Origin of the sequence: Pseudomonas syringae group sp. J248-6 (assembly GCF_032586995.1) — a bacterium.
In the GTDB taxonomy this organism is placed as follows: Bacteria; Pseudomonadota; Gammaproteobacteria; order Pseudomonadales; family Pseudomonadaceae; genus Aquipseudomonas; species Aquipseudomonas amygdali.
The window spans coordinates 40,711-52,580 of the sequence record NZ_JAWHOP010000033.1 but is presented as its reverse complement, the minus strand read 5'-3'; the positions used below and the strand labels follow the sequence as shown (position 1 = coordinate 52,580).

The window sequence follows — 11,870 nt, the reverse complement described above, 5'->3', positions numbered from 1 at the left end:
TTCTTGCCCACGATCTGGACGATCAGTTTGTCCATTTCGCAGGATGGTCCAGCGCTCAGTCTGCCGTTGGTCATTGTAAGAACTCCTTGTTCTGGAGCCGCAATGCGTCTTCTTGCCGCTGGTTTAAAGCGAACGTCACTTGAGGTTGTGGCGGTTGCCAATCAGGTGCGTGTGGATTGCGAACGTCGAACCAGCGCTGCTTGCCTTGTGCAAGGTCCTCCAAGGTGCCGCCGTACCAGCCCAGTCTGGAAATAGGGCCGAACCACTGGGCACTGGATTGAGGGGGCTCTGCCGTAAAGAAATAGCTGGCAGTGACAGGATGTGAGTAGCGCAGCACGCCTCGGCGTTGTCCGTCGAACCTGACAAACAGAATGTGCCGGAGATGGCCGAGCAACACGTCGACGGGAAAGGGGCTTTCGATGATCAGGCCGGGCCAGCGTTCTGGTTTTTCATGCATTGCCTCGACGAGGGTATTGCTGCCTGATGTGTTCAAAAGAAGCGGACTTTTCTCCCGGTAGGTGGCCAGCTCGGTCTTGTCGAATAACACGGCTGGCGCTGGATCGGACAGCCGTTGGTAGAGTTGTTCCAGCAGCGAGTCGGTGCGCTCCAGCAGCACGTAAACGTTCATGCCCGACCTCTCGACAGCAAAGCCCTGCGACAGCTGCAATCGGCAAGCGGGCAGTCCATGGGCATTCCGCTCCTGGGTTTCTGGCACAGCTCTACTATCGGGCCTGGTTCACCCAGGCGCTGCGCCAGCAACTGCCCCGGCCCATCGTCATCTGCCTGTTTCACAAGCCCAGGCAAAGCGGGCGATGCGCCGGAGCCCAAGGTTGGCTTGCCCCCTGAGTTGAGTTTTATCTGAGGGCCGGTAATGCTTACGCCACTGGCGTCGATCTTGATAAAGGAATCACCCGCTTTGACCGTGATCTCCAGTCCCGCCTCAATCACCACGTTGTTACCGGCCTTGAGATGAATTTCCTGCCCGGCGTGTGCCAGTAACCCATCAACTACCCTGATGTGCTGTGTTCCACCCACCGTCAGGTGATCGTCCGCTTTGACTTTGGTCAGCCGGTTGCTATCGACAGTGCAATGCTCCTCAGCCTTGAACTCGCTGTAGCTGTTGCCCTCGACCCGGTCGTGTCGCTCATGACCGACTCTTATTTTCTGCTCGTGCTCGATGTTTTGGTCCCAGTCGCGCTGTGCATGGATGTAGATATGCTCCTGACCAGCCCGGTCTTCGATGCGTAGTTCGTTGGAGCCATTGCCGCCGGGGCTGCTCAGGGTTCTGAACACGCTGCGCGTCTGATGCGCAGGCAAGTCGTAGGGCGGGATGTGTTCGGCGTGGTACAGGCAACCGCTGATCAATGGCTGGTCAGGGTCGCCCTCCAGAAACGTCACCAGCACTTCCATGCCGACCCGCGGAATGGTTATGCCACCGTAGCGATTACCAGCCCAACTGGACGACACGCGCAGCCAGCAACTGCTCTTGTCATCGCCGCTGCCTTCACGATCCCAATGAAACTGCACCTTGACCCGGCCATGCCGGTCGCAGTGAATTTCCTGATCTTTCGGGCCAGTCACCACCGCAGTCTGACTGCCGAATATTCTCGGTTTGGGATGATGCAGAGGCGGGCGATACAAGGCCTGCCAGGGAGTAGCGAAAAAGGTATTGCGATAGCCCTGTTGAAAGTTGTCAGGGCTCTGGATTTTATGTGCGGACTCTTCAAGAACCTGAGGCTGGCGACCCTCGTGACGCACCTCAGTGAGCAACCACCGATCATTCCAGTCCTCGTTGGGGTGTCCATCCAATGGCAGAAAATGACCGCTGACCAAGCGAGGCTGATCGCTTTGACCTTCGCCCAGCCGGTAATCATGGCGGTGGCGTTCAAGGGCTCGATTCGCCCGTTGCAGACCCTGATCACGGTGGGTGAAACCGCCGGGGTAGTCATAGTCCTCAAGATCAGGCTGCGTCTTGATATCCGCCGAACCTTCCATCTTCAGAAGGGGTTTTTCAAAGTGGTAATCACGGCGAGTGGTGCGGTTGACGCGGGTTTCCAGGCGCAGCTTGAAACGCTTTATGACCGGCTTATCGGCCACCAGGCCATTGTCCCGGCGATAGATCACCGAATCGAGTTTAGGAAACACCATCTGGTTATCGCCAAACACCAGTTGGTGCGCTGTGGGGCTGTGTTCGAAGTGATAGTGCAGACCTTCCTCTTCGCACAGTCTCTGGACGAAATGCAGATCCGACTCGTTGTACTGCACGCAGTATTCCCGTTTGGCGTATGTGGTGCCGAGTTTGAAGCGGTAGTCATTGGTCAGCAGGTGATGTTCTTTCAGTACCTGCGCAATGATCTGCCGCACGGTGCGATTCTGGAAAATACGCTGATTGGTGCGATGCCTGAGCCGGGCCAGATGCGGGCGCAGGGTGATCGAGTAGTGCGTGAGGCGTGTGCCGGAGTCGCCTTGGGATACCTGATCAATCAAGCCATGAATGCCGCCAGCATCTGGCGCGAACTGCAGAAATGCAGGACGATTCAGCAGGTCTTCAAGGTCGAGCGACATGCGCTCGCTGACCAGCTCAAGCGTAAAGCAGAAGGGCTGGTTGATGGCCTCATGGCCGGTAAACGCGATTACCTGAAAACCATGATCAATGCCGTTGTGGCTATCGATGCTCAGGCTGAAACGAGGCTGACTGGCAGGTGCGAACATCCGAAACTCTCCGCGGTAACGGACGAATTCGCCCGCTGAATAGCGTGAGAGATAACAAGAAAGGTGCCATATAATATTTTTATATATGAATCAGTAGGTTGGCGAAGTTTAGGATGGGTTTTAGGTGCGTGGAGCAAAAAAAGCAGCAAAATCTGCGCATCATCTTGCGCGCTTTTTCACGATGTTGCGCAGCGCCTCGAAACGTACGTGAAGCTTGCTCCTCAGCTATTCAGTGCGTCTGTTACACGGCATGACCAGGCAACTTCTTGCGCATCATCTCGAAAACCGTAACTCCACCTTCTCCCCCAACAAAAAACCCTTATTCAACTCCGTGACTTCCCGAATGTAATCCCACAGCAACGTGATTCGCTTCAACTTGCGCAGGTCCTCCCGGCAGTACATCCAGAATTGCCGAGTAATGTTCACTTCTTCTGCCAGTACCGGCAGCAGCCTCGGGTCTTGGGCGGCCAGAAAGCACGGCAGGATCGCCAGTGCGCGGCCTTGTAGTGCGGCGGTGTATTGGGCGATGACGCTGGTGCTGCGCAGTTGTGCCTGGGCGTTGGGCAGCAGGTTGCTCAGGTACAGCAGCTCGGAGCTGAACGCCAGATCGTCGACGTAGCTGATGAAGACGTGCTCGCTCAGATCGGCTTTTTGCTCGATGGCCGGGTGGTTGTCCAGATACGTCTGGGTCGCGTACAGGCGCAGGCTGTAATCGCAGAGTTTGCAACACACATAGGGGCCGTGTTCGGGGCGCTCCAAGGCGATGACGATATCCGCCTCGCGCTTCGAGAGGCTGATGAAGTGCGGCAGCGGCAGGATATCCAGCGAAATACTCGGGTAGCTGTCGAGAAAGTGGCTCAGCTGCGGGGTGATGAAGAAGCTGCCGAAGCCTTCGGTGCAGCCCATGCGCACATGCCCGGATAGCGCGACGCTGGACCCGGAAACCTGTTCGCAAGCCATGTGCAGTGTGCTTTCGATGGACTCGGCGTAACCCAGCAGGCGCTGACCTTCGGCGGTCATGATGAAGCCGTTGTTGCGCGATTTCTCGAAGAGCAGTGTGCCCAGTGAGGTTTCCAGCGAGTTGATGCGCCGCGACACGGTGGTGTAGTCAACGCCCAGACGCCGGGCCGCGCTGCTGACTTTTCGGGTGCGTGCCACCTCAAGGAAAAACTTCAGGTCATCCCAGTTCAACAGCCCCAGGGAGGTGATGTTTTTTTGCATGTTGACCCTGCTTTTATCTGCGTTCTTGTTAGAAGTTTGCACATCTATACTCCAAAGCACGCCCCCTGACCAACTCAAAAACAAGACTGCCGGGAGACCACGGCGATCCATCTGCACATGCGCTGGATGCGTGGTTTGCTGAAGGGAGAACCGCTGAAATGAACGCCTCGTTGAACGACACCACAACCACCATTGCTCACGTAAAACTGCTGATCAACGGCGAGTGGATAGACTCGCAAAGCAGTGAATGGCAAGACATCGTCAACCCTGCGACTCAGGAAGTCCTCGCCCGGGTGCCATTTGCCACGGCCAGTGAAGTGGACGCTGCTGTCGCTGCGGCTCACGCGGCCTATCGCACCTGGCGCGAAACGCCTGTCGGTGTGCGTATGCGCATCATGCTCAAATTGCAGGCGCTGATCCGCGAACACTCCAAACGCATTGCGGCAGTATTGAGTGCCGAGCAAGGTAAGACCCTGGCCGATGCCGAGGGCGATATTTTTCGCGGCCTTGAGGTGGTCGAGCACGCGTGTTCGATCGGCACGCTGCAAATGGGCGAGTTTGCCGAAAACGTTGCCAATGGCGTGGATACCTACACCTTGCGCCAGCCCATCGGCGTCTGCGCGGGCATCACGCCGTTCAACTTCCCGGCGATGATTCCGCTGTGGATGTTTCCGATGGCGATTGCCTGTGGCAATACCTTTGTCCTCAAACCTTCTGAACAGGACCCGCTGTCGACGCTGTTGCTGGTTGAACTGGCGATTGAGGCGGGAGTGCCGGCCGGCGTGCTGAATGTGGTGCATGGCGGCAAGGACGTGGTGGACGCGATCTGCACTCACAAGGACATCAAGGCTGTTTCCTTTGTCGGTTCGACCGCTGTCGGCACGCATGTCTACGATCTGGCTGGTCGGCACGGCAAGCGTGTGCAGGCGATGATGGGCGCGAAGAATCACGCGGTCGTGCTGCCTGATGCCAACCGTGAGCAAACGCTGAATGCATTGGTGGGCGCAGGTTTTGGTGCAGCGGGCCAGCGTTGCATGGCGACCTCCGTGGTGGTGCTGGTCGGTGCGTCGAAACAGTGGCTGCCGGACCTCAAGGCGCGGGCGCAGACACTCAAGGTCAATGCCGGTCAGGAGCCGGGCACGGACATCGGCCCGGTGATTTCACGACGGGCCAAACAACGCATTCTGGACCTCATCGAGAGCGGTGTGCGTGAAGGCGCGACGCTGGAACTGGACGGTCGCGAGGTTTCGGTGCCGGGTTACGAGGGCGGCAATTTCATAGGGCCGACGCTGTTCTCGGGTGTCACCACCGACATGCAGATCTACACCCAGGAAATTTTCGGACCGGTGCTGGTTGTGCTGGAGGTCGATACCCTCGATGAGGCTATCGCGCTGGTCAACGCCAACCCGTTCGGCAACGGCACTGGCTTGTTCACCCAGAGCGGCGCGGCGGCGCGCAAGTTTCAAAGCGAGATCGATGTCGGGCAGGTCGGGATCAATATTCCGATTCCGGTACCGGTGCCGTTTTTCAGCTTCACCGGCTCGCGAGGTTCCAAACTGGGTGACCTGGGACCGTATGGCAAACAGGTGGTGCAGTTCTACACTCAGACCAAGACCGTTACCAGCCGCTGGTTCGATGACGACAGCGTGAACGACGGCGTGAATACCACGATCAATTTGCGTTGAGCACAGCCTCTCAGCCAGACCAGGAGAACAATAATGAACATCGCATTTATCGGTCTGGGCAACATGGGCGCGCCCATGGCCCGCAACCTGATCAAGGCCGGACACAGCTTGCAGGTATTCGACCTCAACAAGAGCGTACTGGCTGAGTTCGCCGAGCTGGGCGCACAGGTCAGTGACTCACCCCGGCAGGCCGCCGAAGGCAGTGAGCTGGTCATCACCATGCTGCCCGCAGCGGCGCATGTGCGTAGCGTGTACCTGAACGACGACGGGGTGTTGAAAGGCATTTCGCCCGGCGTTCCGGCGGTTGATTGCAGCACCATCGACCCGCAGACCATCCGCGACATCGCCGCTGTCGCTGCACAGCAAGGCGTGGTGTTGGGCGACGCGCCGGTGTCGGGCGGCACCGGTGGCGCGCAGGCCGGGACGTTGACCTTCATGGTCGGTGGTTCTGTCGAGCACTTTGCCGTGCTCAAACCGGTGCTGGAGCAGATGGGCCGCAACATCGTGCATTGTGGTGACGTGGGCACCGGCCAGATTGCCAAGATCTGCAACAACATGCTGCTGGCGATTTCCATGATCGGCGTGGCCGAGTCCATGGCGCTGGGCAATGCACTGGGTATCGATACCCAAGTGCTGGCCGGCATCATCAATACCTCGACCGGTCGTTGCTGGAGTTCTGAGGCCTACAACCCGTGGCCCGGCATTGTCGAAACGGCCCCCGCGTCGCGTGGCTACAGCGGCGGCTTTGGCGCCGAGTTGATGCTCAAGGACCTGGGCCTGGCAACCGAGGCTGCGCGCGCTGCGCATCAACCAGTGATTCTAGGCGCGGTTGCGCAGCAGCTTTATCAGGCCATGAGTCTGCGCGGTGATGGCAGCAAGGACTTCTCGGCGATCATTGAGGGGTATCGCCCGAAAGCCTAGCCGTCACCCGTGTCGGGAATCAGTGGGGCGTAGCTTTGTATCCGGTTTTTACATTAGGAAAACGTGGCAGAACCGGCTACTTTGGACTTCGTCAGATCAGCGCAGGGATGCTCGGTACGCTTCGACGAGAAGCGCCGCATCCTCGCCTGGAGGCTGGCGCTCCACTCATCAAACGTCCCTGACTCAGAAAAAGAAGAGATCGACCATGAAGTTCGAACCCCTCGCCAGATCGCTGATAGCGACGGCATTGATCGTCGCTTATTCCCCCTCATTTGCTGCATCACAAGCCCCGGTTGCCGCCGAAAACGGCATGGTCGTGACGGCTCAGCACCTGGCTACCCATGTGGGTGTCGATGTACTCAAGGCTGGCGGCAACGCCGTCGATGCGGCTGTAGCGGTCGGTTACGCGCTGGCGGTGGTCTATCCTGCGGCCGGTAACCTCGGTGGCGGCGGCTTCATGACCGTCCAGTTGGCGGACGGGCGCAAGACTTTCCTCGACTTCCGCGAAAAGGCACCTCTGGCCGCGACGGCCAACATGTACCTGGACAAGGACGGCAAGGTCATTCCTGATCTCAGTGCCAAAGGTCATCTGGCCGTTGGCGTGCCGGGCACCGTGTCCGGCATGGAAATGGCCCTGAGCAAGTACGGCACCCGCAAACGCGAAGAAGTTATCGCCCCGGCGATCAAGCTGGCCGAGGAGGGCTTTGTGCTGGGTCAGGGCGATGTCGACATGCTGTCGAGCGCCACGGAGGTGTTCAAGGCAGATATGGCTGATTCCGGGTCGATCTTCCTCGACAAGGGCGAGCCGATGCAGGTCGGTCAGAAGCTGGTGCAGAAAGACCTGGCCAAGACTCTTAAAGAAATCTCCGATAAGGGCAGCGATGGTTTCTACAAGGGCTGGGTCGCCAAGGCTCTGGTCGATTCAAGCCAGGCTGGCAAGGGCATCATCACCCAGGCCGACCTCGATCATTACAAGACCCGCGAGCTGGCTCCGGTCGAATGCGACTACCGTGGCTACCACGTGGTGTCAGCGCCACCTCCAAGTTCCGGTGGCGTGGTCATCTGCCAGATTCTGAACATCCTCGAGGGCTACCCGATGAAAGAGCTGGGCTTCCGCTCGGCGCAGGGTATGCATTATCAGATCGAAGCCATGCGTCATGCCTACGTAGACCGCAACAGCTATCTGGGCGACCCCGATTTCGTCAAGAACCCGGTCGAGCACCTGCTGGACGTGAAGTACGCGGCCAAGCTGCGTGAGGCCATCGAGCCGCAAAAGGCTGGCGACTCGAACAAGATCAAACCGGGCGTCGCGCCCCATGAAGGCAGCAACACCACCCATTATTCGATCGTCGACAAATGGGGCAATGCGGTCTCGGTGACCTACACCCTGAACAACTGGTTCGGCGCGGGCGTGATGGCCAGCAAGACCGGTGTGATTCTCAACGACGAAATGGATGACTTCACCGTCAAGGTCGGCGTGCCCAACATGTATGGTCTGGTGCAGGGCGAAGCCAACGCCATCGCGCCGGGCAAGACGCCGCTGTCTTCGATGAGCCCGACCATCGTCACCAAGGACGGCAAGGCTGTGATGGTCGTCGGCACGCCGGGCGGCAGCCGCATCATTACCGCCACGCTGCTGACCATGCTCAACGTCATCGACTACGGCATGAACATTCAGGAAGCGGTGGATGCGCCGCGCTTCCACCAGCAATGGCAGCCTGAGGAAACCAACATCGATACCTTCGCGGTCAGCCCTGACACGCTGAAGATTCTTGAGAGCTGGGGCCACAAGTTTGCCGGTCCGCAGCCACTCAATCATGTGGCAGCGATTCTGGTCGGCGCGCCTTCGCTGGGCGGCAAACCGGTCGGTAACAACCGCTTCTACGGTGCCAACGACCCGCGTCGCAACACCGGGTTGTCACTGGGCTACTGAGTCACTCTGTGATCACGCCACGGTTCCGAGCTTCAGGACCGTGGCGTTTTCGTTTCTGGTGCCGGGTCAGTTGCTTACCCAACGCTGTCTGCTCCAGCCGCTCAACGCGTCAACGGCGAACACCAGGATCAGCATCGCCAGAATCACGGTGCTGGCCTGCGCTTCCTGAAACAGGCTGAGACTTATGTAAAGCATCTGGCCCAACCCACCCGCGCCAACAAAACCCAGCACGCTGGCCATGCGAATGTTGTTCTCCCAGCGGTACAGCGTGTAGGCCAGCAACTGCGGCCACAGGTTGGGCAGGGTGCCATAGCCGAATGCCTGCCAGGCGCTACCGCCTTGCAGGCGAATGGCAGCGGCGGGCTCGGGCGCGGTGTTTTCCAGCGCTTCGGCAAACAGACGGCCCAGAACGCCCGTGGTGTGCAGTGCCAGCGCAAGCGTGCCTGCATTGGGGCCGAGCCCGGCAGCCAGCACCATCAACACGGCCCACACCAGTTCCGGAATGGCACGCAGTGCATTGAGCAGCAGACGACTCACGCTGCGCAACGGCCAGCCCAGGCGACCGGCAGCGGGCAATGCCAGCAACAAACCTGCGATGGCAGCCAGCAACGTGCCAAGTGCCGACATGGCCAGCGTTTCCAGAGCGCCCTGGCCGATTGCCTGCAAATGCTCACTGCTGAGGTCCGGGCTCATGAAGCGCAATGCATAACGGCCCATCTGTGTCAGGTTGTCATGATTGCCCAGGGTGAAGAGGTCGAGGCCGAGGTACATAAACGATGCGATCACTGCCGTAATCATCGCCAGCACCAGCAGCAGATTGCCTGCGCGCTTCATGTGAACTGCCTGCGCAGCAGGCGGCTGAGCTGGTCGGCGAGCAGCACCAGCAGCAGGAAGGTCAGCAGCATGCTCGCCACTTCGTCACCGGCGAACATGCGCATCGACAGGTCGATCTGCTGACCCAGTCCGCCTGCGCCGACGAAACCCATGACCACCGAAGCGCGCACGGCGCACTCCCAGCGGTACACAGTGTACGACGTCAATTCGGCGGCCGCGTTGGGCAGGATGCCGTAAGCCAGCGCGGCCAGGCGACCGCTGCCTGCCTGGAGCAGCGCGTGGGCCGGGCGTTGGTCCACCGATTCGAAAATCTCCGCGTACACCTTGCCGAGCATGCCCGCATAGGTGATGGCGATGGCCAGCACGCCGGCCGTCGGGCCCAGGCCGACCGCGCGCACGAACAACAGCGCCCAGACGATTTCCGGCACGCTGCGCAGGAAGATCAACACGCCGCGTACCGGCCAGCGCAGGCATTGGCCGAGCCAGCCGGGACGCCCGCCGCGTGAGGCGGCCGACAGGGACAGCGCCTTGCTGGCGAGCAGGCTTGCCGGTACAGCCAGCAGCAGAGCAAGGGCGATGCCAGCCGTGGCGATAGCCAGCGTTTGCAATGTCGCCTCCAGCAACAGCCCGAGGAATTCTGCAGAGTGCGCCACCGGCCAGAACCCAGCGAGAAAGCTGCCCATCGTCCTGGCGTTATCGGCTTGCAGTAATACAAACGGGTTCAGTTCGGCCAGCCGAATGCCCGGCCAGAGCAGGGCGACCGTCAGCAGCGTCAGCAACAGGCGTGGCGTTGCCGCCGGGTCGCGCTGATCCTGAGTCAGCATCGCGACGTCCAGAGTGTTTCAGCCACATCCGGGGCAGGCTGAGGGCTCAGTTGTTCATTGGCATACAGGGTGTCGAGATGCTGCCGGTCGACCTCGTTTGCGGCGAGGTCGAAGTGAACTTGCCCGTCGCGCACCCCGATGATTCGCGGAAAGTGCGCCAGCGCCAGCTCCACCGCATGCAGACTGGCGACCAGCGTCACGTGGTGCTCGATGGCGTGCTGGCATAACAGCGCAAGGGTGTGATCGGCCAGACGCGGGTCCATCGCCGAAACCGGCTCGTCGGCCAGCAGCAGTTCAGGTGCCTGATACAAGGCGCGGGCGATGCCAACGCGTTGCAGCTGCCCGCCAGACAACTGCTGGCAGCGCTCGAACAGTTTGTCCGCGAGGTCCAGACGTGCCAGCACTTCGCGGGTGCCAGAAACGTCCAGTGGGTGCAGCAGGTTCAGCAGACTTTTGCCCAGCCCCCATTGACCAAGTTTGCCCGCCGACACTGCAGTGATGACCCGCTGGCGCGCGGGTAACGGCGGTGCCTGATGGATCAGCGCAATGCGGCTACGCAGTCGCTGGCGGCGTTTGCTGGAGAGCTGCCAGGGATCAGCCCCCAGCACTTCCAGTTGTCCGGCACTGGGCGGCAACGCGCTGGCCAGCAGGTTGAGCAGCGTTGTTTTGCCCGCACCCGACGGCCCGATGATCGCGACCCGCTCGCCACCAGCGATGTTCAGATCAAGACCGCGCAACGCCAGTGTGCCATCGCTGTGGCGCAGTTCGATGCCGGACAGACGCAGGGTCATTTCAGCAGGTCGGCAGCGCGAGCGGCTTCTTCGATGCCTTTGTAGTTCTCTGGCTTGGTCTCGATGAAGCGGCTGGCAGCCTGAAGATCAAGGATTGCCTTCTGCTCCGGGTTGGCCGGGTCAAGGTCAAGGAAGGCCTGTTTGATTTTCGCCGCCAGCGCCGGGTCGAGGCTGCCGCGTACAGTCCAGTTGTAGTCGAAATAAGCCGGTGTGGTCTGGAAGACATGAACCTTGTTGGTGTCGACCTTGCCGCTGGCGACCAGTTTGTCCCAGACGCTGGCATTGAGCACGCCTGCATCGACCTTGCCCGCCTGAACCCACGCTGCGGTTGCGTCATGCGCACCGGAATAGGCGACGCGGCTGAAGAACGTTTCCGGTTTGATGTTTTCCTTGAGCATGAAATAACGCGGCATCAGGCTGCCGGATGTCGACGACACCGAGCCGAAGGCAAACGTCTTGCCCTTGAGGTCCGCCAAGGTTTTCACGTTTGGGTCGGAGGTGATGAATTTGCTGGTGAATTTCGCATCCTGCTCACGCTGTACCAGTGGCACCGCATTACCGGTCTTGAGGTTGACCTGAACGAAGGTGAAGCCGCCCAGCCAGGCCATGTCGAGCCGGTCAGTGGCCAGTGCTTCGACCACTGCCGGGTAATCGGCGACCGGAACGAACTCGACTTTCATGCCCAGCCGTTGCTCCAGATAAGCACCCAGCGGCTTGAACTTGCGCAGCAGTTCGGTGGGCGCTTCGTCGGGAATGGCCGAGACGCGCAGGGTGTCGGCAGCGTGGCTGGTCAGGGCGGAGAAGGACAGGGCAAGGCCGGCGGCGAGCGCCAGGGTACGCTTGAGCATGGAGGTTCTCCGGTTCAATAGCGGAAAAAGGATAACGTGACGCCCGCCAGCACGAGCAGGCGGCGCTTCACAGAATTCGGTGGTGATGCGCGGGGATTATA

10 protein-coding genes are annotated in these 11,870 nt (G+C 60.0%); 3 read left to right on the top strand and 7 right to left on the bottom strand.

The window, feature by feature from the left end; genetic code table 11:
• Positions 1–70 precede the first annotated feature (70 nt).
• The 3 genes from RYC17_RS25770 to RYC17_RS25760 all read right to left on the bottom strand — a co-directional run bounded on the left by RYC17_RS25770 (position 71) and on the right by RYC17_RS25760 (position 3,933).
• Complete coding sequence (locus RYC17_RS25770; protein WP_122281904.1) at positions 71–628, bottom strand: DUF4123 domain-containing protein; 558 nt, start codon at positions 626–628, stop codon at positions 71–73.
• Positions 625–2,712, bottom strand: coding sequence for a type VI secretion system tip protein TssI/VgrG (tssI, locus tag RYC17_RS25765; protein ID WP_316904724.1), 2,088 nt, complete (start codon positions 2,710–2,712; stop codon positions 625–627). The genes RYC17_RS25770 and tssI overlap by 4 nt, the downstream gene beginning before the upstream one ends.
• 273 nt (positions 2,713–2,985) lie before the next feature.
• A complete protein-coding gene (locus RYC17_RS25760) occupies positions 2,986–3,933 on the bottom strand; it encodes a LysR family transcriptional regulator (protein ID WP_122281647.1) in 948 nt (315 codons plus the stop codon).
• Between the two features lie 158 nt (positions 3,934–4,091).
• Between RYC17_RS25760 and RYC17_RS25755 the strand changes: the two genes are divergently transcribed.
• From RYC17_RS25755 to ggt, 3 genes are all read left to right on the top strand, one after another.
• A complete protein-coding gene (locus tag RYC17_RS25755) occupies positions 4,092–5,618 on the top strand; it encodes a CoA-acylating methylmalonate-semialdehyde dehydrogenase (protein WP_122281646.1) in 1,527 nt (508 codons plus the stop codon).
• 33 nt (positions 5,619–5,651) lie between these two features.
• Positions 5,652–6,539: a 3-hydroxyisobutyrate dehydrogenase gene (mmsB, locus tag RYC17_RS25750; protein WP_122281645.1), complete on the top strand. Its 888-nt coding sequence runs from the start codon at positions 5,652–5,654 to the stop codon at positions 6,537–6,539.
• A gap of 205 nt (positions 6,540–6,744) precedes the next feature.
• Positions 6,745–8,472: a gamma-glutamyltransferase gene (gene ggt, locus RYC17_RS25745; protein ID WP_122281644.1), complete on the top strand. Its 1,728-nt coding sequence runs from the start codon at positions 6,745–6,747 to the stop codon at positions 8,470–8,472.
• Between the two features lie 66 nt (positions 8,473–8,538).
• Here ggt and phnE read toward each other — a convergent pair whose 3' ends face one another.
• The 4 genes from phnE to RYC17_RS25725 are packed head-to-tail and all read right to left on the bottom strand — an operon-like array spanning position 8,539 to position 11,769.
• Positions 8,539–9,306: a phosphonate ABC transporter, permease protein PhnE gene (gene phnE / locus RYC17_RS25740; protein ID WP_122281643.1), complete on the bottom strand. Its 768-nt coding sequence runs from the start codon at positions 9,304–9,306 to the stop codon at positions 8,539–8,541.
• Complete coding sequence (locus RYC17_RS25735) at positions 9,303–10,130, bottom strand: PhnE/PtxC family ABC transporter permease (RefSeq protein ID WP_122281642.1); 828 nt, start codon at positions 10,128–10,130, stop codon at positions 9,303–9,305. Before RYC17_RS25735 ends, phnE begins: the two co-directional genes overlap by 4 nt.
• Positions 10,124–10,921, bottom strand: a complete 798-nt coding sequence (locus RYC17_RS25730) for a phosphonate ABC transporter ATP-binding protein (protein WP_316888288.1) — start codon at positions 10,919–10,921, stop codon at positions 10,124–10,126. Before RYC17_RS25730 ends, RYC17_RS25735 begins: the two co-directional genes overlap by 7 nt.
• Positions 10,918–11,769, bottom strand: a complete 852-nt coding sequence (locus RYC17_RS25725) for a putative selenate ABC transporter substrate-binding protein (RefSeq protein ID WP_003408408.1) — start codon at positions 11,767–11,769, stop codon at positions 10,918–10,920. Before RYC17_RS25725 ends, RYC17_RS25730 begins: the two co-directional genes overlap by 4 nt.
• Between the last annotated feature and the right edge of the window lie 101 nt (positions 11,770–11,870).